We start from the raw sequence: 21,373 nt of genomic DNA on the forward strand, positions 1-21,373 counted from the left end.
CGCCGGCGTCCCGCCGGAGAGCTGTCCCGCGGGGTAGCTCTCAGGTACTACGGGTATGACCGGGGCGGCTCACCAGGCGAGCTGGGCGATCTCCTCGGTCACCACCGCGCAGGCGTCCGTCGCCGGGTCGATCAGCGGGAAGTGGCCGACGTCCGCCAGCAGGGTCAGACCCACCATCTCGCCCGCCTTCGCCGCCGCGTCCGCGTACGACTCGGCCACCGGCTGCGGCACCACCAGGTCCTCGCGGCCCTGGACCAGCGTGGTGGCGATGCCGGTCGGGAGCAGCAGCGCGGGGTCGGCGTACGGGCGGCGCTCGGCGAAGTGGTCGTGTCCGCCGAGGAGTTGCAGGGAGGCGTTGCCGCAGACGTCCAGTTTCTCCGCCACGTCGAAGTCGGCGATCGGGGCGAGTGCCACCACACCGCGCAGCGGGGCGGGGCCGTCGGTGCGCCAGGGGGCGTCGGCGGGCAGGACGTGCCGGGCCGCGGCCCACAGGGCGAGGTGGCCGCCCGCCGAGTGCCCGGTGAGCACCGTGCGGCGCGCGTCGGCCTGCGGGAGCGCCTCGCGGACCAGGCCGGGCAGGGCGTCCAGGGCGGCGGCCACGTCGTCGAAGGTGTCGGGCCAGCGGCCGGCCGGCGGTGTCGCGGCCTCGGGACCGGGCCCGTCGCCCTGTGTCCGGGCGGGGATCAGGGGCTCGCCGCCGCGCCGGTACTCGACGTTGGCCACCGCGAACCCGGCGCGGGCCAGGTGGCCGGCGAACGGGGTGACGTGGCGGCGGTCGTAGCGGGCGCGCCAGGCCCCGCCGTGCAGGACGACGACCAGGGGGGCGCCGGGGGCGCCGGTCCGCGGGGCGTAGAAGTCGATCACCTGGTCGGGGTGGTCGCCGTAGGAGGCGGTGGCGTCGGGGTCGACCTCGGGGTGCGAGAAGGCCGACTCCTCTTCGGCGGCGGCGCGGGCTGCTGCGGCGTCGTCCGGCATGCTCCAACCTCTCAGCGGCGGGATGGGTTCGGCGGACCTGGCGGGTACGGGTCGGTACGCGGCGTCGGCCGTTGGCCGGGACGGTACCAGGCGGGTGACGTGGGCGGACACGGGGTCGCCGGGCGGCGGCGGGGGGGCCTGGGGGCGCCCCGCCGCCGTTCACGTCACGGGCTCAGCAGCTCTCCCAGCACCCGGGCCGCGCGTTCGGTGTCCGCGAAGCCGACGTACAGCGGGGTGAAGCCGAAGCGGAGCACGTCGGGGTGGCGGAAGTCGCCCACCACGCCCCGTTCGATCAGCCGCTTCATCACCTCGCCGGCGTCGGGGCAGCGCAGCGCGATCTGGCTGCCCCGCTCCGCGTGCGGCGCCGGGGTCACGCACTCGACCCGGCCGGGCTCGGTGTACGCGCCGACGCACTCCAGGAAGAAGTCCGTCAGTGCCAGGGACTTGGCGCGTACCGCGTCGACGGACACCCCGTCCCACGCCTCCAGGGCGGCCTCCAGGGCCAGCATGGAGAGGATGTCCGGGGTGCCGACCCGGCCGCGCACCGCGCCCGGCGCCGCCGCGTAGGCCGGGTTCATGGCGAAGGGTTCGGCGTGGGAGGTCCAGCCGGGCAGGGGCGAGTCGAAGCGGTCCTGCAACTCCCGGCGCACGTACAGGTACGCCGGTGAACCGGGCCCGCCGTTCAGGTACTTGTAGGTGCAGCCGACCGCCAGGTCCACCCCGTGTTCGTCCAGGCCCACCGGCAGCGCGCCCGCGCTGTGGCACAGGTCCCAGACCGCGAGGGCGCCGCAGGCGTGGACCGCGGCGGTGAGGCCGGGCAGGTCGTGCAGCCGGCCGGAGCGGTAGTCGACGTGGTTGAGCAGCACCGCCGCCGTGCGCCCGCTCAGCGCGGCGGGCACGTCCGCCGGGGTCACCGGGCGCAGCGTGCGGCCGGTCAGCCGGGCGGCCGACTCGGCGATGTAGCCGTCCGTGGGGAACGTCGTCGCGTCGACGAGGAGCTCGTCACGGTCGTCGCCCGCCATCCGGACCGCCGCCACGAGCGCCTTGAAGACGTTGACGCTCGTGGAGTCGCCCACCACGATCTGGCCCGGTGCCGCGCCGACCAGCGGGGCGATCCGGTCGCCGATCCGCTCCGGAGCCGTCCACCAGCCGTTCTCGTCCCAGGAGCGGATGCGCTGCTCGCCCCACTGCCTGCGGATCACGTCCGCCACCTGGTCCGGCACGTTCACGGGCAGGGCGCCCAGGGAGTTGCCGTCCAGGTAGACCACGTCGTCGAGGACGAAGCGTCCGCGCAGCGGGGCCAGTTCGTCGGCCGCGTCCAGTTCCTTGGCGCGCAGGGCCAGTTCGGGACGCTCAGACATGGGACCTCGCCGTCCACAGCTCGGGGAACACGTTCTTGCGGGCGCGCTTCTCCAGCCAGGCCACGCCCGCCGAGCCGCCCGTGCCGGTCTTCGAGCCCATCGCGCGCCGGGTGGCGACCAGGTGGTCGTTGCGCCAGCGCCAGACCAGCTCGGCCACGTCGGACAGGGCCTCGCCGAGACGCACCAGCTCGTCGTCCTGGTCGCCGGCGTAGAGAGCGGCCCAGGCCGACTCGACGGCGTCCGAGGGCTCGTAGCGCTGGGAGACGTCCCGGTTCAGCACCGAGGCGGGGATCGCGTGGCCGCGGCGGGCCAGGAGCCGGAGCACCTCGTCGTACAGGCTCGGCTCGTGCAGGGCCTTCTCCAGCTCCGCGTGGGCGCGGGGGGCGCCGCGGTGCGGGACCAGCATCGACGCGGACTTCTCGCCGAGCAGGAACTCCAGCCGGCGGTACATCGCCGACTGGAATCCGGAGCCCTCGCCGAGGGCGCCGCGGTACGAGTTGAACTGCGCCGGGGTGAGCTGGCCGAGCGGCTTCCAGGAGGCGTTCAGCGCCTCCAGTTCACGCACGGAACGCTTCAGCGCGGCGATCGCGGTCGGCACGTCGTCCTGGCGGAGGGCCTTCGCGGCCGTCTCCCACTCGTGCACGACCACGGTGAACCACAGCTCCATCACCTGGGTCGTCACCAGGAAGACCATCTCTCCGGGATCGTCGGAGAGGGTGTGCTGGAGGTGGGTGAGCACGTCCGCCCGGACATAGTCCTCGTACGGCGTCGTGCCCGCGAAGTCGAGATGCGGGGTCTCGGGCTCAGCGGCCTCGTGAGGGGGGTGAGCCGGTTGCGACATCGCTGTCTCCTGTTGTTGCTCCGGGTGGCGGTCCGCCCCTGCCGATGCCGGCACGGGGGCCCCGGTCCCCACCCCGAATCCTCCGCAATCACTCCGGTCACGGCAAGGCCCGCCTGCTGCCAGACGGGCCACACAGGTGACGCCGTGGCCGGCCGGGTCGGTCAGCCGAGGGTCTGGGCCGCCGTGGGCGAGGAGTCCTTCAGGAACTGCGAGCAGCGCTCGTACTCCTCCTGCTCGCCGATCGCCTGGGCGGCGCGGGCGAGGCCGTGCAGGGCGCGCAGGAAGCCGCGGTTCGGCTCGTGCTCCCAGGGCACCGGGCCGTGGCCCTTCCAGCCGTTGCGGCGCAGGGCGTCCAGGCCGCGGTGGTAGCCCGTCCGGGCGTAGGCGTACGACTCCACGACCGCGCCCCGCTCGAACGCCTCGTCGGCGAGCTGGGCCCAGGCGAGGGAGGAGGTGGGGTACTTGGCGGCGACGTCCGCGGGGGCGGTGCCGGTCGCCAGCAGTTCGCGGGGCTCCGGGTCGTCGGGGAGGTGGGTGGGGGGCGGGCCGCCGAGGAGGTTCTCGTGAATCGTCATGCCACCAGTCTGGCGCACGGGCGGTTCCGCGGCGGACCGGCGGGGGGTACCTGATCTTCGCGGACGCCTCCGCTCGACCGGTGCGGACGCGCTCCCCCTGTGCCGCACGCAGGCCTGACCGGCGACACGGGGAACTGCGCGACCAACCCCCACCCCACCGACCACACGACACCGGCGCCTGACCAGGGCCGCGAGGAACTGCGCGGCCGGCCCTCACGCACCCGCAGCCGACCCGCGACCCGGCCCCCGGCCCCGCCCGCGGCTAACCGCGGCGTTCCGGCTCCAGCGGGGGAGCCGCCACGCCGCAGTGGGTGTGGCACTCCGGGTGGCGGCAGCCGGGTGGCGGCCGGCGGATCAAGGTGAACGCCAGCACCGCGCCCAGCAGCAGCACCGCCGCGCAGATGGGCATCGCCCGGGAGAACGCCGCGTCGAAGGCCGCCGGGGACCGGTACGCCTGCGGCCCCATGCCCGTCAGCAGCGGCAGCGCGGCCACCGCGACCAGGCCCGCCGCCCGGGCCGCCGCGTTGTTGATGCCGCTGGCCAGCCCCGCCCGGGCGGTGTCGACGGAGGCGAGCACGGTGGCGGTCAGCGGGGCGACCAGGGTGACCATGCCGGTGCCCATGACGAGGAGCGCGGGCAGGACGTCGGTGAGGTAGTCCGCGTGCTCGCCCACCCGCAGCATCAGCAGCATCGCCGCCGCGCAGAGCAGGGGCCCCACGGTGAGCGGCAGCCGCGGGCCGGTGCGGTCGGCCAGGGCGCCCGAGCGGGCCGAGAACAGCAGCATCAGGACCGTCGTCGGCAGCAGGGCCGTGCCGGCCTGGAGGGGCGAGTAGCCGGACACCACCTGGAGCTGGAGCGCGGTCAGGAAGAAGAAGCCGCCGAAGGCCGCGTACACGCACAGCGTGACCAGGTTGACCGCCGTGAACCGGCGTGAGGCGAAGATGCCGGGCGGGAGCATGGGGTCGGCGCGGTGCCTCTCGACGTACACGAAGGCCACCGCCGCGGCCAGGCCGAGGAGCGCGCTCACCACCACCCCGGGACCGCCGCCGCCCGCCTCGATCAGGGCGTACGTCAGCAGGGCCAGGGCGAGCGCGCCGAGGCCGGCGCCGAGCACGTCGAAGCGGCCCTTGCCGGGGCCCGCGGAGGACTCCGGCACGTGCCGTACGGCGATCGGCGCGCACAGCAGGGCGAGCGGCACGTTGAGCAGGAACACCCAGCGCCAGCCGGGACCGTCCACCAGCCAGCCGCCCAGGAACGGGCCGACGGCCGCGCCGACCCCGCCGAAGCCGGACCAGAGCCCGACCGCCCGGCTGCGGTCGTCCGGGTGGAAGGAGGCCTGGATGAGGGCGAGCGAGCCGGGGGTGAGCAGGGCGCCGCCGACGCCCTGCAGGGCACGGGCGGCGATCAGCACCACGGGGTTCGGGGCGAGCCCGCAGAGCAGGGAGGCGGCCGCGAACCAGACGACGCCCAGCACGAAGATTCGCCGGCGGCCGTAGCGGTCGCCCAGGGAGCCGCCCAGCAGGATCAGGCCGGCCAGCGTGACCATGTAGGCGTTGACCGTCCACTGCAGGGCCGCGAGGCTCGCGTCCAGGTCGCGGCCGATGGTCGGCAGCGCGACGTTGACCACGGTGGAGTCCAGCAAGGCCATGCTGGAGCCGAGCACCGTGGTGAGCAGGATCCACTTGCCCTGGGACGAGCCCAGCCGGACATCGGGCATGTTCCAGATATACAGCGGGCCCGGTGCCGAGGCACCGGGCCCGCCGAAGTCGCGGTAGGCGACTTACTTGATCTTGTTGCCCGCCGAGCGCAGGTTCTGCGTGGCCTCGACGACGCGCGCGGCCATGCTCGCCTCGGCCAGCTTGCCCCAGGTGCGCGGGTCGTAGGTCTTCTTGTTGCCGACCTCGCCGTCGACCTTCAGGACGCCGTCGTAGTTCTTGAACATGTGGTCGGCGACCGGACGGGTGAAGGCGTACTGGGTGTCCGTGTCGATGTTCATCTTCACCACGCCGTTCTCCAGCGCGGTGAGGATCTCCTGCTCGGTGGAGCCGGAGCCGCCGTGGAAGACGAAGTCGAACGGGGCCGCCTTGCCGAACTTGGCGGAGACGCCGTCGGCCAGTTCCTTCAGCAGCTCGGGGCGGAGCACGACGTTGCCCGGCTTGTAGACGCCGTGCACGTTGCCGAAGGAGGCGGCCAGCAGGTAGCGGCCCTTCTCGCCCAGGCCCAGGGCCTCGGCGGTGCGGATCGCGTCCTCGACCGTGGTGTAGAGGGAGTCGTTGATCTCGTGCGAGACGCCGTCCTCCTCGCCGCCGGTCGGGGTGATCTCCACCTCGAGGATGATCTTCGCGGCGCGGGCCTGCTCCAGCAGCTCCTGCGCGATCTTCAGGTTGTCGGAGAGGGTCTCGGCGGAGCCGTCCCACATGTGCGACTGGAACAGCGGGTTGAGACCGGCCTCGACGCGCTTGCGGGAGAGCGCCAGCAGCGGACGCACGTACCCGTCGAGCTTGTCCTTCGGGCAGTGGTCGGTGTGCAGCGCGATGTTGACCGGGTACTTCTCGGCGACGATGTGCGCGAACTCGGCGAGCGCGACGGCGCCGGTCACCATGTCCTTGTTGTACTGGCCGCCCAGGAACTCGGCGCCACCAGTGGAGATCTGGACGATGCCGTCGCTCTCCGCCTCCGCGAAGCCGCGCAGGGCGGCGTTCAGGGTCTGGCTCGAGGTGACGTTGATGGCCGGGTAGGCGAACTTGCCTGCCTTCGCCCGGTCGAGCATCTCGTTGTAGACCTCGGGGGTTGCGATGGGCATGGTCCGCTCCTTGGAGTGTGCGGGTTGGGGTTCTGCGTACTACGGCCCTGACCTAGACCTTGGGTGTGACGTCATCGTCGTCCCCATCTTTCCAGACATGAGCCGGTGCGAGGCGCTCCGGCCAAGCCACGGGCAAGTCCAGGTCAATTCCGGGCGTCAGTCCAGCCCCAGTTCATCCTTCGAGAAGGCGAACCGGTACGGAACGCCCGCGCCGGCCTCGATCTTCTCGGCCGCGCCGGTGGCCCGGTCGACGATGGTCGCGACGGCGACGACCTCGGCGCCCGCCTCGCGCACGGCCTCGACGGCGGTGAGCGGCGAGCCGCCGGTGGTGGAGGTGTCCTCCACGACGAGCACCCGCCGGCCCGCGATCTCCGGTCCCTCCACGCGCCGCTGCATGCCGTGCGCCTTGGCGGCCTTGCGGACGACGAACGCGTCGAGCCGCCTGCCGCGCGCGGCGGCCGCGTGCAGCATGGCGGCCGCCACGGGGTCGGCGCCCATGGTGAGGCCGCCCACCGCGTCGAACTCCAGGTCGGCGGTCAGGTCCAGCAGCACCTGGCCGACCAGCGGGGCGGCCTCGCCGTCGAGGGTGACGCGGCGCAGGTCGACGTAGTAGTCGGCCTCGAGACCCGAAGACAGGGTCACCTTGCCGTGCACCACGGCCTTGTCCTTGATCTGCTGCAGCAGCGCGCCGCGTGTGTCCGTCATGCCGCCCAGCTTAGAGGCGTCGCCAGGTCCAGGTGGTCGTCGCCTCCAGCGGCTCCAGCGGGGTGACCAGGCGCGGGAGGGTGTTGAGGCCGTTGGGCGGGCCGGTCTGCGGCTCGACGCACACCGCCTCGGCCTGCTCGTCGTAGACGACCACCCACTCCTCGCGGCTGGTCACCTTCAGCTCCAGCTGCCCGGGCCAGGTGAGGGTGACGTCGACGCCGCCGGGCATGCCGAAGCAGTCGTCCCAGGGGCCGGGCCCGGGGTCGACGCGGTTGCCGGTGGGCAGGTGGTCGGCGCCGCGCTCCTCCTGCCAGGCGGGCTTGAAGTCGAGCAGCACGTCGGCGCCGCCGAGGCTGCGGTGGAACCAGGGGTGCCAGCCGATCTGCGCCGGGAAGGAGTCGTCGTACGCCTCCACGGACATGGTCAGGGTCAGGCTGTCCCCGGTCAGCGAGACCACCTGGGTCACGCGGCCGCGGTGCGGCCAGGGGTCGGTCAGGTCGTAGGTGATGACGGCCTCGTCCGCCGACACCCGGGCGGTGCGCCAGGCGCCGTCGCGCGCGGTGCCGTGAATGGCGTGCGGCGGGGAGTTGAGGGGCATCTGGCGGACGGTGGCGCCGTCCAGGAAGCGGCCCTCGCGGACCCGGCCGCACCAGGGCACCATCGGGAAGCAGCCGTAGCGCTCGCCCTGGCGCAGCAGCTCCACGCCGCCGATCCGCAGCCCACCGATACGGCCGCCGTTGCCGGGCCGCACGCTCACCTCCGCGTCGCCCGCGGTCAGCGTGATGTCTTCGTTACTCACGGGACGACCCTACTGGGGCGATCAAGAGGGCGTCCGCCGCACGCACGCGTCCGCCCGGTCCGGCCCGTGCACAGGCCCTACCGGCGTCGGCGCAGGGCGCGGTTCACCACGATCGCGGAGGCCAGGGCCAGGGCGGCCGCGGGGGCCGCCCAACGCAGGATCTGGTTGCCGGCGACGGTCTGGGGTGCCGGGACCGGGGCGTAACGGCCGCGCGGCGGCGCGTGGTCGACCTCCTCCGCGCTGCGGCCGATCATCGTCCGGCGCGCGTGCGCGGCCTCGGCGGGCGGCTCGCCCGTGGCGGCGAAGTCGTCCGCCGTGCGGTCGGCGGCGTCCGCGGCCGGGTCGAGGGAGGGCGGCGGGACCTCGGTCTCGAAGAGGGAGGCGGACTCGGGACCGGGCGCCCGGTCCGGGTTGTCCGGGCTCGCCGCCAGGCTCTCCACGAAGCGGTTCAGCAGCCGGGTGACCGCCGAGCTGACCGCCTCCGCCGGAAGCTCCGCGATACGCCCGTCGGCGTCCGCGGTGCCCTCGACCGTGACGGTGGTGCCGTCCTGGGTGCCCGCGAGGCGCAGGGTGAGCGCGACCTTGGCGGTGCCGCTGCCGCGGGCCTCGCCGGCCTCGCCGTCGACGGCGAAACTGCCGTCGTCGCGGGGCGTGATGCGCAGCGCCCCGCGGTAGGTGACGGAGTGTCCGCCGACCCGCAGCTTGAGCCGTCCCGCGACGGGTTCGGCACCGGCGTCCTGCTGGAGTCCGGGGACCGCCCGGGCGACCCGGGCGGGCTCGGCGAGCGCCTCCCTGAGCCGGTCGGCCGGAACCGGGACGAAGACCTGGTGCTCCATGTCGGCTGAGCCTACCCAGTCCCGGCCGGAACGCACCCTCCCGCGCGGGGAAGCCGTGAACCCGCCTTCCGCGACCGCCCGCGAGCCCGGGAGCGCCCCGTGGGTCAGTAGCGCGGGTGCACCAGCGTCGAGGCCGGCAGCCCCGCGATCCGGGTGGCGGCCGCCGCGCGCGCGTCGGAGGCCAGGTCGTCCTCGGTCAGGGTGCGCGGCCGGGGTCCCCGCGGGTCCAGCCGCAGCCGCGGCGCCGTACCGCCCGGAGCCGCCAGCAGGAACCCCCAGTCGTCCGGGGCCCGGGCGGCCTCGGCCGGGCGGCCGGGACCGGCCGGGAACCCGGAGTCCCGGCCGGGGACCCGGTAGGGGGTGCTGGCGAAGCCGGCCGCCCGGAGGGTCGAGGCCACCGTCCAGAACGCGCGGGGGCGGGCGGTGACCGGGCCGGCGTGCACCACGAGCCGCCCGTCGGCCGCGAGGGCGCGGCGGGCCAGGCCGTAGAACTCCTGGGAGTACAACTTGGTGCCGGCGGTGTCGCCCGGGTCGGGCAGGTCCGCGATCAGGACGTCGTACGCCCCCGCCGGCGTCCCGCGCAGCCAGGTGAACGCGTCCGCCGTCGTCAGGCGCAGGCGGGGGTCCGCGTAGGCGTGGCCGTTGAGGCGGGACAGGCCGGGGTCGCGGCGCGCCAGGCGGGTGAGCCCGGCGTCGGGCTCGACCAGGTCGACGCGGCGCACGTCGTGGTGGCGCAGGACCTCGCGGGCGGCCAGGCCGTCGCCGCCGCCGAGGATCAGCACGCGGGCGTGCGGGCCGCTCAGCGCGGGCTGGACGAGGGCCTCGGGACGGCGCAGCGCGTCGCGGCCGCCGACCCGGAGCCGGCCGTCCAGGAAGAGGTACAGGGGCCGGCCCCCGGTGCCGCCGGCGAGGACGACCTCCCGCCCGCCGGTCCGCACGGCGACCCGCACGTCCTTGCCGTACACCGCGTGCCGGGCGGCGCGTTCGAAGTCGTCGGCGAGGGCGGCCGCGCAGCCGAGGACGCCGAGCACGGCGAGGCCGGCCGGCAGCAGGGTCCAGCGGGCCCGGCGGCTCAGGTCGCGGCGGAACAGGCCGAGCACCAGGGCGCCCCCGGCGAGCACGTTGACCGCGCCGGTGAGCAGCGCCCCGGTCAACTGGCCGAGGAACGGCAGCAGCAGGAACGGGAAGGCGAGACCGCCGACCAGCGCGCCCACGTAGTCGGCGGCGAACAGGTCGGCGACCGCGCCGCCCGCGTCCTGGCGGCGGATGCGCTGGATCAGCTCCATCAGCAGCGGCACCTCGGCGCCCACGAGCAGGCCGATGGCGAGCGAGAAGGCGACCAGCAGACAGCGCGGGCCGTCGGCCCAGATCCCGCCCCAGCCGCCGGTCCAGGCGAAGACCGCGTACAGCGCCATCGCGCTGCAGCCGCCGACCAGGGCGAGCGCGATCTCGATCGCGCCGAACCCGGCGGCCGCGTGCCAGCGCAGCCGCTTGGCCGCGAGGGAGCCGACGCCCATCGCGAACACCATCACGGACAGCACCACGGACGCCTGGGTGACCGAGTCGCCGATCAGGTACGAGGCGAAGGCCACGAGTTCGAGTTCGTACACCAGCCCGCAGGCCGCGCAGACGAAGACGCACGCGAGGACCAGGAACCGTCCGGTGCGGGGCCGCACCGGCAGCCGTACGGGGGCCGTCCAGGGCGGGGTCCCCGGGCGAGCGGGAGCGTGCGGTTCGATCACGCTGCGACGTTACGTCACGCACTCGGTACGCTTCGTCACCCGCGCGTGTGGAACTCCGGGCAGTTGTCGCATTACCGGTTTGGGACGCGCGGGAAGCGTGCGGCCCGGCGGGTCCCCGGCGGACCCGCGCCGCGCCTCCCGGCGGGCGTCAGCCCGCCCGGCCGGCCGGGACCCGCGCACCGACCCGGGTCCGGGTCGCGACCAGCTGCCCGTCCTGCGGATAGGCATGCCAGGTGCGCCAGTGGACCTGGCCCTCGTGCCACTGGGCCAGCAGCGCGGTGAAGGCGTGCGGGCTGCCGGGGAAGACACCGGCGAGGCCGTGCGGGTGGTCGGAGACGAGGGCCAGCAGCTCCTGGGCGCGCCCCTCGAACGAGCCCGGCGTGAGCACCTCGACGCGCGCCGCGAACTCGTACTCCCAGTCGTCGACCCGCTTGGCCACGCCCAGCGGAAGCGGGGTGCTGGATCCGGGGATGCACGCGACCGTCTCCGAACATCGCCCCCGTTCCTCCTCGAGCAGCACCTGGTGGGACGCGCCGAGGAGCCGCAACTGCAGGCTGAGTCCGCCGAGTTCCAGGTCGAGGGTGGCCAGGGCGGGCAGCGGCTCGCGGCCGAGGGCCCAGGCGAGGTCGGCGGCACGGGTGTCGGTGTAGGCGGTGTTCAGGGTCGTGAGCATGGGTCGGCTCCGCTAACGAACAAGGAGAGGGGAGTTCGGCCTTGTCAGCCCAGTCAGCCCGGCCGGTGGGGGTGACTGCGGGAGTCCGAGGGCTGTGTCGGTGAGCAAGGTGGCCGTATTGGTGAATAAGAGGGAATCATGAACAGTGGGGCCACCACAGCGTTTTTACCCAAGTTCGTGGGGTTTCCATCCCTCAGAGGGCTCCACAGCTCAACTGTTCAACTACGGCGTGCGCCGGGCGCGCGGCCGGGAAACACCGGGGCGTCCGCCGGACCGGTGCCCTCCGGCGGGCGCCCGGGGCCCCGGGGAGGCGGCCGCCCCGTGCCCGGCCGCCTCCCCCGCCGCCGTCGTGTCAGTTGCCCCCGCCGCAGCCACCGCCGCCACCGCACGAGGAGCCCCCGCCGCAGGACGAGCCGCCACCGCAGGAGGAGCCACCGCCGCACGAGGAGGAGTGCCCTCCCCCGCAGGAGTGGTGGCCGCCGGAGTGGCCGCCGTGATGACCGCCGGACGACGATCCGCCGTCCGCCGCGCCCGCGGCCCACCAGCTGTTGCCGCTGTCGTACGACGAGGACGACGAGGACCTGGTGCGGGACGAGCGGGCCCGGCCGGCCGGGCGGGACCTGCCCTTGGCGAGGTCCGGGCCCTTCCTGCCGGCCCGCTTCCTGCGCACGCGGCCCGCCGTCCCCGCGATGATCAGCAGCGCGAGCAGAGCCAGGCTGAAACCGATCTCCATGGCGCCGCCCTCCTTCCTTTCCCCCGAAGCGGCCCCCCGTGGGCGCCTCGCTGTCACCGCCTTGCGTGCGGTGACCGGGGGATGCCCGGCCGCCGGCCGCGTCAAAGCGGAGTTGAGGAAGTTCAGAGGGTTCTTCCACGCCAACGGCCCCTGACCTGCGGAAAAGGGCAGATCAGGGGCCGTCGCTGTCTTCCTGGGCCGTCTAGGGGCCGTGATCTTTTCGCGAGGCACCCCACAGCACGGAGTCGATGGCACGCCGGGCACGCTCGCGGCTGTCAGGCATCAGGTGGGCGTACACCCGCAGCGTCAGAGCCGGGTCGACATGCCCCATGTACTCGCTGACGGCCTTGATGTTCTCGCCGGCGTCCAGCAGCGCGGAGGCGTAGAAGTGCCGGAGGGCATGCATCCCGTGCTCGCGCGCCGACTCGTACTTGCCGTCACCGTCACCACCAGATGGGCCACACCCTGCGGCCGTATCCGGCGCAGGGCTTCATGATCAGCCAGCCCGTGCCGAACGACGTACTCGAGGCCTACGACCGGCTGCGCCACGAGGGCTTCACCAGCCGACTCCTGGTTACCAACCAGCCCTCTCCCTGAGCCACGCAGCCTCCTGAGCCACCAGGCCGAGAGCTGTTACAGGTTTCTCTACCTCATCAAGCCCCGGCTGCGCTCCGCTCCGCCGGGCGCGTTCCCGGCTCCGCTGCGGGCGCCGCTCCTCCCTCCGGCCCGCTCCGCCCGCGCTGCGCCGACGCGCGCCCACAGGTGGATAGGGCCGGTGGCCATGAGCCGATCACCGCATGGCGCGGCCACGGTCAGAACAGTGCCTCCGGCGGGGGATCGGCCGGCACCGGGATGGAGGGGGCGCCATCGCCGCCCGCGGGTCCGTGATGGCGGATGCTGAGGGCTCCCATCCCGCACACCATCGACCCAGGCAGAGCCGAGCAGACGCGGCCCCTGGCGTCCAGGTCGTTCGTACAGTGGCGCGCTCCACCTGGACGCCAGGAACCACGCCCGCTCCACGGTGTGTGGGTCGACGGCGTACGGGATGGGAGCTGAGGTTAGGTGGTGGTCGAGGTCGTCAGCCGGCGCAGCCGTGTGCGGTCAAACTGTGGGAGGGACGGACCGGGTCAGGGGTTCAAGATCTCCGTACAGAGCGGCGTGAAGCGCGGCAGCGAGTTCGCGGGCTCGTTCTTCGGGCCGCACCCCATGCATCATGAAGTAAATCGGCCCCATGTAAGCGCCCCAGTCGACCTCGCCCCTCTCCACTAGGCGAGTCATCGCGGCCCGGACTTCCTCGTTGACTACATCGGAAACCACGTGCCGGGGGCCAGCAGTGAGCGTATCCGCCTTCACCGTCCACCGGTTTCCTTCACATTCGATGGCGACGAACACAGCACTGTCCGCTATGGCCTTCTGGTACGCGTCGTAGAACGCGCCGGCGCCAGTGGCGACCGGGATGAGGCGGGCGGGGCACGGAACCGGCAGTGGCTGCACGAAGAGCATTATTACGCTCCGTAAGGTTCAAGCGCTCTCAGTGACCCACCTCGATAGGCGACGGATGAGTGGGTGTAAGGCGCTGAAAGCGCGGCACTCAGACCGCAGCAAGGATGCGGCAGGCACCGTGCTCAGGCCCTGAGCCCCGGTTGCAGCACCCGTGCTGCGTCTAGGTCGCGGGGGTAGGCTCGTCCGCGCGGGCCCGCTACTCGACATGGACACGACGGCACTGTCCGCATCCGCTGGTCGTGCTCGTGACAGGTGATGGGTCGTGACTGCTGATCCCGCAGTGAAACCAGTCCGCACTAGCCCCTGCCTGGTGGCCCAGGTGTACGGCGAGATGGACCATATGACTGCGCCGATCTTCACGCCACAAATTCTCGAACTGGTGGACTCCGGCGCTCCATTCATCGTCTTGGACATGTCCGGTGTCGAGTTCTGCGATTCAGCAGGGTTGAACGTGATACTGGCGGCGCGTTGGCACGCGGAGCAGGCGGGAGCGACAGTGGCCCTCACATGCCTGCCAGCGTTCCTGAGCCAGTTGCTTCGGATTACTGGAGTTGACCAACTCATGCGTCCGTACGACACGGTCACGGACGCTGAGGCCGCCCTGATCGGATAGGACATGACTCGCACAGGTCAGCTTGTTGCTGTGGCTGCCAAGCGACCCACTGAGCGCCGACGATGCCACCAGTGGCGCAATTCGCCAGCTCGCTGCCAGGCTGCTTGTGTGACGGACCTGAGGAGCTCGGCGCCGTGCCCTTACAGGGGGCGTCGCCCGGCGACCGCACCGCTCGGGTCGTCCAGCAGGGCGATGCGGGCGGTGATGCGTTTGCCGACGGGTTCTCGCTGTGCTTCGAAGGCCTGGGCAACGGCCAGGACGATCTCCAGGCCGTGCTGGCCCACCCGGCCGACATCCGCGGCCCGGGCGATGGGCAGTACCGGGTCGGAGTCCCACACGACGACCTCGACCGTGTCACCGGCGATCCGCAAATCCAGCAGCAGCGGCCCCGGAGCGTACTTGAGCGCGTTGGTGACCAGCTCGCTCACCACCAGTTGGGTGAGGTCCAGGGCGCGCTGGGAGACCGGCAGGCCGTGGTCGGCCTGGACGCGGGTGAGGAAGTCGGCGGCCAGGTGCCGGGCCTCGGCGATGACCGTGCCGGTCCCGTCCAAGGCCACTGCGGTCTGGATGACCTGTTCACCAGGCGTGGTGCCTTCCTGGCCCACAGGGGCTGATTCCATGACGGCCGCCTTCACTACCCCGTTCACACCCCGCGCGTTTACCCGCGCCAAGGAAGGTGACGCCTGGCGCCCCCGTGTTGTCTTCGTCTCATCCAGGCATCACCTCGTGCCGTCTAGGGCACCGATTCCCGCGAGGACATGGCTGTGCCAGTATCACCGACATGGCTGAAAAAGAGGTGGCGGATACCGAACAGGCGGTGCAGGCGGGCGGGCTATCGACCACCCTCTCTGTCACCGACGGTATCCACGTGCTGACCGTCGCCGGAGAGATCGACCACCAGACCGGTGACACGTTCCGCCAAGCCCTCGAAGTCCCCGACGCGCCCCGGCCCCGAGTCGTGGTGGACCTGGGGCAGGTGACCTTCATGGACTCGAGCGGCATCAACGTCCTCATCACCACCCACCGCGCCCTCAGCGACACCGGCGGCTGGCTCCGCCTGGCCCGACCCTGCGAATCCGTGCAACGCGTTCTGCACCTCGTCGGCATCGACACCGTCATCGACTGCCACGAAACCCTCTCCCAGGCACTCAGTATCTGAAGGCCGCTCCGCCAGCCTCCGCTCTCCGCGAAGTCGCCCTGGGCATCACGTGGCCACGAGCGTACGACCACCCGGCATCCCTGGGCCGTCTCTGGGCCGTCCGAGGGCGGCCAACGATGACAGGCGACGCCAGATGATGGGGGCTTTCTTCCTGGTCAGGTGAGGCACGCCGGGTGACATCCCAGGTGTCCATCGCCGAAGCTATGTTGAGGAAGTCCAGAGCTTGGGCGCAGGATGGCCGGCATGACCTCCAGCGCACGCCCGTACCTCAACCGCCGCCTGGCGGAGTTCGGCACGACGATCTTCGCCGAGATGTCCGCCCTCGCCGCGTCGACCGGGGCGATCAACCTGGGGCAGGGCTTCCCCGACACCGACGGCCCCGAGGAGATCCGGGAGGCCGCGGTGCGCGCGCTGCGCGACGGGCGCGGCAACCAGTACCCGCCGGGGCCGGGCGTCCCCGAGCTGCGCGCGGCGATCGCCGCGCACCAGCGGCGGCGCTACGGGCTGTCGTACGACCCCGACACCGAGGTGCTGGTGACGGCCGGCGCCACGGAGGCGATCGCGGCGTCCCTGCTGGCGCTGCTGGAGCCGGGCGACGAGGTGGTGGCCCTTGAGCCGTACTACGACTCCTACGCGGCGAGCATCGCGATGGCGGGCGGCCGCCGGGTGCCGGTGACGCTCCGGCCGCACGAGGGCGCCTTCCGCCTGGACCTCGACGAGCTGCGCGCGGCCGTCACGGACCGCACCCGTCTGCTGCTGATCAACACCCCGCACAACCCGACCGGCACGGTCCTCACCCGGGCCGAGCTGGCGGCGGTGGCCGAGCTGGCGGTGGAGCGCGACCTGCTGGTGGTGACGGACGAGGTCTACGAGCACCTGGTCTTCGACGACGCCGAGCACACACCGCTGGCGACGTTCCCCGGGATGCGCGAGCGCACGGTGACGATCGGCTCGGCCGGCAAGACCTACTCGTTCACCGGCTGGAAGGTCGGCTGGGTGACGGCCGCGCCGCCCCTGGTGAGCGCCGTGCGCTCGGCCAAGCAGTTCCTGACCTACGTGTCCGCGGGTCCGTTCCAGTACGCGGTGGCGCAGGCGCTGGCGCTGCCGGACTCGTACTACGAGAACTTCCGCCGGGACATGCGGGCCCGCCGGGACATCCTGGCCGAGGGCCTGGCCCAGGCCGGGTTCGAGGTCTTCCGGCCCGCCGGGACCTACTTCGTCACCACCGACATCCGGCCCCTCGGCGAGAAGGACGGCTTCGCCTTCTGCCGCGCGCTGCCGGAGCGGGCGGGCGTGGTGGCGATCCCCAACGCCGTGTTCTACGACGACCGCGAGGCGGGCGCGCCGTTCGTGCGGTTCGCGTTCTGCAAGCGCGAGGACGTGCTGCGGGAGGCCGCGGAGCGGCTGCGGCGCATGTGAGGGCGCGGTCCGGGGGCCGCGGCCCCCGGACCGGCCGGGAACGGGGTTACTCCCCGTCCTCCTCGGGCTTCTCCGCTTCGTTCACTTCCTCTTCCAGACCGAGCTGCTCCACCAGCCACTTGTCGAACTCGATCGCGGCCCGCACCCAGCTGACCGTGGAGGAGACGAAGTGGTTGAGGTCGACGCCGGTGCCGACCAGCATCTGCGCCTCGCCGATGAGGCGGACGGTGCCGTCGTCGTGGGTGTGGGTGTACACCTTGGGCCACAGCGTGCGGCGGTTCCAGTCGTCGACGGACTCCAGCAGCTGCGGCTTCTCGTCGATCTTGTGGGGGCGGTCGTAGAAGGTCCGGACCGAGAAGACCGCCTGCTCATCCTCCCCGCGGAACATGAAGTACGTGCGGAACTGCTCCCAGGGCGCCGCGAGGTCTCCCTCCTCGTCGACGACGTACTTCAGCTCCATCTGGTCGAGGAGCTGCTTCACGAGGTCCTGATCCGGGACGACGGGGCCCACCGGTCCCTGGGGCTGCGGTTCTGGCTGGCCCCCGAAGTTCGGAATCGAGGACGGGTCGATGCTCACCGTGTTTTTCCCTTCATTGGATCCCGCCATCCTCCCCCATGCGGGGAGGGGGGTGGCAAGCCCCGACGCGGCCTGTCAGCCCAGGGCTGACATGATCCGGCCGGACCGGCCGCACGGCGCCCGCCGGAGCGGCCGGGGGCAGGCGCCGCCCCGGCGGGCCGGCCGTCCGGCTCAGAGCGTCTTGCCCGTCGCCGGGCCAACGATCAGGCCCCCCTCGAAGCGGTCCACCCGGACCGTGTCGCCGTCCTTGACCTCGCCGGAGAGGATCTCCTTGGCGAGGCGGTCGCCGATCGTGGTCTGCACGAGCCGGCGCAGCGGACGGGCGCCGTAGGCCGGGTCCAGTCCCTCCTCGGCGAGCCAGGCCAGCGCCGCGGGCGTGATGTCCAGGCTGAGCCGGCGCTCGGCCAGCCGCCTGGCCAGCCGGTCGATCTGGAGCTTCGCGATCCGCTCCAGCTCGGGCTTGGTGAGCGCGGTGAAGACCACCAGGTCGTCGAGCCGGTTGAGGAACTCCGGCTTGAAGGAGGCGCGTACGACCTCCAGTACCTGCTCCCGCTTCTCCGCCTCGCTGCTCACCGGGTCGACCAGGAACTGGCTGCCCAGGTTGGAGGTGAGCACCAGGATGGTGTTGCGGAAGTCCACCGTGCGGCCCTGACCGTCCGTCAGCCGGCCGTCGTCCAGCACCTGCAGCAGGACGTCGAAGACCTCGGGGTGGGCCTTCTCCACCTCGTCCAGCAGCACCACGCTGTACGGGCGCCGCCGCACCGCCTCGGTGAGCTGGCCGCCCTCCTCGTAGCCGACGTAGCCGGGGGGCGCGCCGACCAGCCGGGCCACGCTGTGCTTCTCGCCGTACTCCGACATGTCGATGCGGACCATGGCCCGCTCGTCGTCGAAGAGGAAGTCGGCGAGCGCCTTGGCCAGTTCGGTCTTGCCGACACCGGTCGGGCCCAGGAAGAGGAAGGAGCCGGTGGGGCGGTCGGGGTCGGCGATGCCGGCCCGCGAACGCCGCACGGCGTCGCTCACCGCGCGCACGGCCTCGGTCTGGCCGATGAGGCGCCGGCCCAGCTCGTCCTCCATGCGCAGCAGCTTCTGCGTCTCGCCCTCCAGCAGCCGCCCGGCGGGGATGCCGGTCCAGGCGCCGACGACGTCGGCGATGTCGTCCGCGCCGACCTCCTCCTTGACCATGGTGTCCCGGGCGACCTCCTCCTCGGCCTCGGAGGCGGCCTCCAGCTCCTTCTCCAGCTCCGGGATCCGGCCGTAGAGCAGCTTGGCCGCGGTGTCGAAGTCGCCGTCGCGCTGGGCGCGTTCGGCCTGGCCGCGCAGGTCGTCCAGGCGCTCCTTCAGCTCACCGACCCGGTTGAGGGACTGCTTCTCCTTCTCCCAGCGGGCGGTCAGGCCGCGCAGCTCCTCCTCCTTGTCGGCGAGGTCGCGGCGCAGCTTCTCCAGGCGCTCCCGGGAGGCCGGGTCGGTCTCCTTGGCGATCGCCAGCTCCTCCATCTTCAGCCGGTCGACGGAGCGCTGGAGTTCGTCGATCTCCACGGGGGAGGAGTCGATCTCCATGCGCAGCCGGGAGGCCGCCTCGTCGACCAGGTCGATGGCCTTGTCGGGCAGGAAGCGGGAGGTGATGTACCGGTCGGAGAGGGTGGCGGCGGCCACCAGGGCGCTGTCCGCGATCTGCACCTTGTGGTGGGCCTCGTAGCGGCCCTTGAGCCCGCGCAGGATGGCGATGGTGTCCTCGACGGTCGGCTCGGCGACCAGCACCTGCTGGAAGCGGCGCTCCAGGGCGGGGTCCTTCTCGATCCGCTCCCGGTACTCGTCCAGGGTCGTGGCTCCGACCATGCGCAGCTCACCGCGGGCCAGCATGGGCTTGAGCATGTTGCCCGCGTCCATGGCGGAGTCGCCGCCCGCGCCGGCGCCCACCACGGTGTGCAGCTCGTCGATGAAGGTGATGACCTGGCCGTCGGACTCCTTGATCTCGGCGAGCACGGACTTCAGCCGCTCCTCGAACTCGCCGCGGTACTTGGCGCCGGCCACCATCGCGCCGAGGTCCAGCGCGACCAGCCGCTTGTCCTTCAGCGACTCGGGCACGTCGCCCTTGACGATCCGCTGGGCGAGCCCCTCCACGACGGCGGTCTTGCCGACGCCGGGCTCGCCGATGAGCACGGGGTTGTTCTTGGTACGGCGGCTCAGCACCTGCACCACCCGCCGGATCTCCTGGTCCCGCCCGATGACCGGGTCGAGCCGGCCCTCGCGGGCGGCGGCGGTGAAGTCGGTGCCGAACTTCTCCAGGGCCTTGTACTGACCCTCGGGATCGGCGGTGGTCACGCGGCGTCCTCCCCTGGCCTTGGTGAAGGCCTCTTCGAGCTTCCTGGCGTCGGCACCCTGCTTGCGGAGCACCTCGCCGGCCGCGCCGCCCTTCGCGGCGACGCCGATGAGCAGGTGCTCGGTCGACAGGTACTCGTCGCCGAGCGCCTTGGCCCGTTCCGAGGCGTCGGCGATGACCGCGAGCAGCTCGCGGTTGGGCTGCGGGGGCGCGACGGTGGAGCCGGTCACGCTGGGCAGTCCGGCCAGCACCCGCTCGGCGCCGGAGCGCACGGCGGCCTGGTCGGCCTCGACGGCGGCGAGCAGGTCGGTGATGTTCTCGTTGTCCTGGCCCTGGAGCAGAGCCAGGAGCAGATGAGCGGGGGTGAGGTCCGGGTGCCCCTCGGTCACCGCGCGGTTGCCGGCGGCGTTGATCGCGTCCCGGCTCCTGTTGGTCAGCTCGGCGTCCACGTGTCCGTTCTCCTCCTCGGCGTCGGCTCGACGGCCAGGCCCTTCCCAGTGCTGACTAGATCAGCGTACACAAAGTTGAGTCTATTCCGCTCAAGGCGGGGCAGCGCACGGGATGGGGAAATCAGCGGCTAGGTTTCGGCCATGGCCAAGCACTCCGTAGACCCGGCTGCCCCGGACGAGCCCTATCTCGCCTTCTGGCGGGAACGGCATCTGTGCACCCTGACGACCCTGCGCCCGGACGGGAGCCCGCACGTGGTCCCGGTCGGGGTGACGTACGACCCCGCGGCACGGTTGGCCCGGGTGATCACCAACGGGGGCAGCGCGAAGGCGGCCCACGTCCGCGCGGCCGGCGACGAGGGCGCCCGGGTCGCGGTGTGCCAGGTGGACGGCCGGCGCTGGGCCACGCTGGAGGGCCGGGCGCGGGTGCGCGAGGACCGCGAGCGGGTGGCGGAGGCGGAGCGGCGGTACACCGAGCGCTACCACCGCGTGCCGGCGGAGAACCCGCGGCGGGTGGTGATCGAGATCGAGGTCGAGCGGGCGCTCGGACACGGCTGACCCGGGCCGCCCCGCAGACGGCGGCCATCGATTTCCGGCCAGTGTGGGAACGCGCCCATACGTGGAAATGTCAGCGCAAACTGCAGCGGCGTCACCGTGTTCAGGTCACGGTGACGCCGCTGCGGGGGGAAGCACCTGAGCGATCTTTTACGACGGGGGAATCGCGTCAGGCACTGCGGGGGGTGGCTGAGATGGTCGTGAGCTCCGGGTCCTCCGGCTCTGCCAGCCGATGGTCCCGTTGGTCCAGGTTCACAAAGATCATGCCGTAGCGGATGGCGCACCGCACCGGCTGCGGCGCCCCGCGCGGCTTGCGCAGGCACCGGTAGGCCCGTACGTCCTCGTCCTCGTCCCGGGTGACGACGACCGGCTCTCCGAAGACGGTCACCATCAGCGAGTCACCACTGTGGGGGATGGCGGTGACCAGGTCGATGAAGTGCCAGCCGGAGCGGTAGGCGGTGGCCATCTCCCGCCTGAAGGACCGGTCGTCGGGTGGGGTGGTCATGCCCTCGCACCCGCCCGGACGGTGTCCCAGCCGAGATCCTGCCCGGACGCGGTCTGGCTGGTGCGCGGCGTGATGTCCCAGCCGAGGTCCAGCGCGGAGTCGGCGTGACCGGCCGGCCGTACGATGTCCCAGCCGAGGTCCAGCGTGCTCACCGTGCCGAAGACCAGTCCTGTGGAGAAGGCCACGGCAAGTACTGAGCGAAGCATTCTCTTGCACATGATGGGCTTCGTCCT

The 21,373-nt window shown here is 72.5% G+C and carries 23 protein-coding genes and 1 pseudogene; 5 read left to right on the forward strand and 19 right to left on the reverse strand.

All coding sequences use genetic code 11. The features are described 5' to 3' along the window. Positions 1–69 precede the first annotated feature (69 nt). The 13 genes and pseudogenes from ACFQ9Z_RS12230 to ACFQ9Z_RS12290 all read right to left on the reverse strand — a co-directional run. Positions 70–975, reverse strand: coding sequence for an alpha/beta hydrolase (locus tag ACFQ9Z_RS12230; protein WP_383014960.1), 906 nt, complete (start codon positions 973–975; stop codon positions 70–72). 164 nt (positions 976–1,139) lie between these two features. Then, on the reverse strand, positions 1,140–2,336 hold the full coding sequence (kynU, locus tag ACFQ9Z_RS12235) for a kynureninase (RefSeq protein ID WP_383014963.1): 1,197 nt from the start codon (positions 2,334–2,336) through the stop codon (positions 1,140–1,142). Beyond that, positions 2,329–3,177 (reverse strand): tryptophan 2,3-dioxygenase family protein, encoded by an 849-nt coding sequence (locus tag ACFQ9Z_RS12240; protein ID WP_383014966.1) that lies wholly within the window; start codon positions 3,175–3,177, stop codon positions 2,329–2,331. Before ACFQ9Z_RS12240 ends, kynU begins: the two co-directional genes overlap by 8 nt. 161 nt (positions 3,178–3,338) lie before the next feature. Then, a complete protein-coding gene (locus ACFQ9Z_RS12245) occupies positions 3,339–3,752 on the reverse strand; it encodes a DUF3151 domain-containing protein (RefSeq protein WP_383014969.1) in 414 nt (137 codons plus the stop codon). A 262-nt stretch (positions 3,753–4,014) separates the two neighbouring features. After that, the gene (locus tag ACFQ9Z_RS12250) at positions 4,015–5,469 is read right to left on the reverse strand and encodes an MFS transporter (RefSeq protein WP_383014972.1); all 1,455 of its coding nucleotides are present in this window, start codon (positions 5,467–5,469) and stop codon (positions 4,015–4,017) included. 63 nt (positions 5,470–5,532) lie between these two features. Next, a complete protein-coding gene (gene fbaA / locus ACFQ9Z_RS12255) occupies positions 5,533–6,555 on the reverse strand; it encodes a class II fructose-bisphosphate aldolase (protein ID WP_383014976.1) in 1,023 nt (340 codons plus the stop codon). A gap of 156 nt (positions 6,556–6,711) precedes the next feature. Beyond that, positions 6,712–7,260 carry an orotate phosphoribosyltransferase gene (gene pyrE, locus ACFQ9Z_RS12260; RefSeq protein WP_383014979.1) on the reverse strand — a complete coding sequence of 183 codons (549 nt, stop codon included), beginning with the start codon at positions 7,258–7,260 and terminating at the stop codon, positions 6,712–6,714. Between the two features lie 10 nt (positions 7,261–7,270). Then, the gene (locus ACFQ9Z_RS12265; RefSeq protein ID WP_281294389.1) at positions 7,271–8,059 is read right to left on the reverse strand and encodes an aldose 1-epimerase; all 789 of its coding nucleotides are present in this window, start codon (positions 8,057–8,059) and stop codon (positions 7,271–7,273) included. Positions 8,060–8,136: 77 nt separating this feature from the next. Next, positions 8,137–8,895, reverse strand: coding sequence for an SRPBCC domain-containing protein (locus ACFQ9Z_RS12270; RefSeq protein WP_383014983.1), 759 nt, complete (start codon positions 8,893–8,895; stop codon positions 8,137–8,139). 104 nt (positions 8,896–8,999) lie between these two features. Further along, on the reverse strand, positions 9,000–10,637 hold the full coding sequence (locus ACFQ9Z_RS12275) for a polyamine aminopropyltransferase (RefSeq protein ID WP_383014986.1): 1,638 nt from the start codon (positions 10,635–10,637) through the stop codon (positions 9,000–9,002). 148 nt (positions 10,638–10,785) lie between these two features. Continuing rightward, on the reverse strand, positions 10,786–11,310 hold the full coding sequence (locus ACFQ9Z_RS12280; protein WP_383014989.1) for a DUF2617 family protein: 525 nt from the start codon (positions 11,308–11,310) through the stop codon (positions 10,786–10,788). Positions 11,311–11,662: 352 nt separating this feature from the next. Then, positions 11,663–12,043, reverse strand: a complete 381-nt coding sequence (locus ACFQ9Z_RS12285; protein ID WP_383014993.1) for a hypothetical protein — start codon at positions 12,041–12,043, stop codon at positions 11,663–11,665. Positions 12,044–12,245: 202 nt separating this feature from the next. Further along, a pseudogene (locus tag ACFQ9Z_RS12290) lies at positions 12,246–12,482 on the reverse strand (tyrosine-type recombinase/integrase); the annotation flags it as partial. A gap of 14 nt (positions 12,483–12,496) precedes the next feature. Between ACFQ9Z_RS12290 and ACFQ9Z_RS12295 the strand changes: the two are divergent. Next, positions 12,497–12,640: a hypothetical protein gene (locus tag ACFQ9Z_RS12295; RefSeq protein ID WP_383014996.1), complete on the forward strand. Its 144-nt coding sequence runs from the start codon at positions 12,497–12,499 to the stop codon at positions 12,638–12,640. 504 nt (positions 12,641–13,144) lie between these two features. Here the strand turns inward: ACFQ9Z_RS12295 and ACFQ9Z_RS12300 are convergent. Continuing rightward, positions 13,145–13,546 (reverse strand): hypothetical protein, encoded by a 402-nt coding sequence (locus ACFQ9Z_RS12300; RefSeq protein WP_383014999.1) that lies wholly within the window; start codon positions 13,544–13,546, stop codon positions 13,145–13,147. A 280-nt stretch (positions 13,547–13,826) separates the two neighbouring features. Here ACFQ9Z_RS12300 and ACFQ9Z_RS12305 point away from each other — a divergent pair, with 280 nt between their 5' ends. Beyond that, positions 13,827–14,159: an STAS domain-containing protein gene (locus ACFQ9Z_RS12305; protein WP_383015814.1), complete on the forward strand. Its 333-nt coding sequence runs from the start codon at positions 13,827–13,829 to the stop codon at positions 14,157–14,159. A gap of 140 nt (positions 14,160–14,299) precedes the next feature. Here the strand turns inward: ACFQ9Z_RS12305 and ACFQ9Z_RS12310 are convergent, their stop codons facing one another. Next, a complete protein-coding gene (locus ACFQ9Z_RS12310; protein ID WP_383015002.1) occupies positions 14,300–14,779 on the reverse strand; it encodes an ATP-binding protein in 480 nt (159 codons plus the stop codon). Positions 14,780–14,940: 161 nt separating this feature from the next. Here ACFQ9Z_RS12310 and ACFQ9Z_RS12315 point away from each other — a divergent pair, with 161 nt between their 5' ends. Both ACFQ9Z_RS12315 and ACFQ9Z_RS12320 read left to right on the forward strand, forming a co-directional pair. After that, positions 14,941–15,318: an STAS domain-containing protein gene (locus ACFQ9Z_RS12315; RefSeq protein ID WP_383015005.1), complete on the forward strand. Its 378-nt coding sequence runs from the start codon at positions 14,941–14,943 to the stop codon at positions 15,316–15,318. Positions 15,319–15,552: 234 nt separating this feature from the next. After that, positions 15,553–16,737: a pyridoxal phosphate-dependent aminotransferase gene (locus ACFQ9Z_RS12320; RefSeq protein WP_383015008.1), complete on the forward strand. Its 1,185-nt coding sequence runs from the start codon at positions 15,553–15,555 to the stop codon at positions 16,735–16,737. A 46-nt stretch (positions 16,738–16,783) separates the two neighbouring features. Here the strand turns inward: ACFQ9Z_RS12320 and ACFQ9Z_RS12325 are convergent, their stop codons facing one another. Next, complete coding sequence (locus ACFQ9Z_RS12325) at positions 16,784–17,314, reverse strand: YbjN domain-containing protein (protein WP_143629888.1); 531 nt, start codon at positions 17,312–17,314, stop codon at positions 16,784–16,786. A gap of 171 nt (positions 17,315–17,485) precedes the next feature. After that, positions 17,486–20,083 carry an ATP-dependent chaperone ClpB gene (gene clpB, locus ACFQ9Z_RS12330; RefSeq protein ID WP_383015012.1) on the reverse strand — a complete coding sequence of 866 codons (2,598 nt, stop codon included), beginning with the start codon at positions 20,081–20,083 and terminating at the stop codon, positions 17,486–17,488. A gap of 141 nt (positions 20,084–20,224) precedes the next feature. On the opposite strand from clpB, the gene ACFQ9Z_RS12335 reads away from it, so the two are divergent. After that, positions 20,225–20,638 (forward strand): pyridoxamine 5'-phosphate oxidase family protein, encoded by a 414-nt coding sequence (locus ACFQ9Z_RS12335; protein ID WP_383015015.1) that lies wholly within the window; start codon positions 20,225–20,227, stop codon positions 20,636–20,638. A 166-nt stretch (positions 20,639–20,804) separates the two neighbouring features. Here the strand turns inward: ACFQ9Z_RS12335 and ACFQ9Z_RS12340 are convergent, their stop codons facing one another. Further along, positions 20,805–21,140 (reverse strand): hypothetical protein, encoded by a 336-nt coding sequence (locus tag ACFQ9Z_RS12340; RefSeq protein WP_250400914.1) that lies wholly within the window; start codon positions 21,138–21,140, stop codon positions 20,805–20,807. Further along, a complete protein-coding gene (locus tag ACFQ9Z_RS12345; protein ID WP_383015020.1) occupies positions 21,137–21,325 on the reverse strand; it encodes a hypothetical protein in 189 nt (62 codons plus the stop codon). Before ACFQ9Z_RS12345 ends, ACFQ9Z_RS12340 begins: the two co-directional genes overlap by 4 nt. Between the last annotated feature and the right edge of the window lie 48 nt (positions 21,326–21,373).

Source organism: Streptomyces sp. NPDC056580, from assembly GCF_042793175.1.
Classification (GTDB): Bacteria; Actinomycetota; Actinomycetes; order Streptomycetales; family Streptomycetaceae; genus Streptomyces.

What these genes read in the sequence shown, in the direction of transcription:
- pyrE (WP_383014979.1), bottom strand. Translation starts at nt 7,260, where the DNA reads ATGACGGACACACGCGGCGCGCTGCTGCAGCAGATCAAGGACAAGGCC.
- ACFQ9Z_RS12300 (WP_383014999.1), bottom strand. Translation starts at nt 13,546, where the DNA reads ATGCTCTTCGTGCAGCCACTGCCGGTTCCGTGCCCCGCCCGCCTCATC.
- ACFQ9Z_RS12280 (WP_383014989.1), bottom strand. Translation starts at nt 11,310, where the DNA reads ATGCTCACGACCCTGAACACCGCCTACACCGACACCCGTGCCGCCGAC.
- ACFQ9Z_RS12315 (WP_383015005.1), top strand. Translation starts at nt 14,941, where the DNA reads ATGGCTGAAAAAGAGGTGGCGGATACCGAACAGGCGGTGCAGGCGGGC.
- ACFQ9Z_RS12245 (WP_383014969.1), bottom strand. Translation starts at nt 3,752, where the DNA reads ATGACGATTCACGAGAACCTCCTCGGCGGCCCGCCCCCCACCCACCTC.
- ACFQ9Z_RS12285 (WP_383014993.1), bottom strand. Translation starts at nt 12,043, where the DNA reads ATGGAGATCGGTTTCAGCCTGGCTCTGCTCGCGCTGCTGATCATCGCG.
- ACFQ9Z_RS12310 (WP_383015002.1), bottom strand. Translation starts at nt 14,779, where the DNA reads ATGGAATCAGCCCCTGTGGGCCAGGAAGGCACCACGCCTGGTGAACAG.
- ACFQ9Z_RS12340 (WP_250400914.1), bottom strand. Translation starts at nt 21,140, where the DNA reads ATGACCACCCCACCCGACGACCGGTCCTTCAGGCGGGAGATGGCCACC.
- ACFQ9Z_RS12230 (WP_383014960.1), bottom strand. Translation starts at nt 975, where the DNA reads ATGCCGGACGACGCCGCAGCAGCCCGCGCCGCCGCCGAAGAGGAGTCG.
- ACFQ9Z_RS12240 (WP_383014966.1), bottom strand. Translation starts at nt 3,177, where the DNA reads ATGTCGCAACCGGCTCACCCCCCTCACGAGGCCGCTGAGCCCGAGACC.
- ACFQ9Z_RS12320 (WP_383015008.1), top strand. Translation starts at nt 15,553, where the DNA reads ATGGCCGGCATGACCTCCAGCGCACGCCCGTACCTCAACCGCCGCCTG.
- ACFQ9Z_RS12295 (WP_383014996.1), top strand. Translation starts at nt 12,497, where the DNA reads ATGGGCCACACCCTGCGGCCGTATCCGGCGCAGGGCTTCATGATCAGC.
- kynU (WP_383014963.1), bottom strand. Translation starts at nt 2,336, where the DNA reads ATGTCTGAGCGTCCCGAACTGGCCCTGCGCGCCAAGGAACTGGACGCG.
- fbaA (WP_383014976.1), bottom strand. Translation starts at nt 6,555, where the DNA reads ATGCCCATCGCAACCCCCGAGGTCTACAACGAGATGCTCGACCGGGCG.
- ACFQ9Z_RS12250 (WP_383014972.1), bottom strand. Translation starts at nt 5,469, where the DNA reads ATGCCCGATGTCCGGCTGGGCTCGTCCCAGGGCAAGTGGATCCTGCTC.
- ACFQ9Z_RS12270 (WP_383014983.1), bottom strand. Translation starts at nt 8,895, where the DNA reads ATGGAGCACCAGGTCTTCGTCCCGGTTCCGGCCGACCGGCTCAGGGAG.
- ACFQ9Z_RS12335 (WP_383015015.1), top strand. Translation starts at nt 20,225, where the DNA reads ATGGCCAAGCACTCCGTAGACCCGGCTGCCCCGGACGAGCCCTATCTC.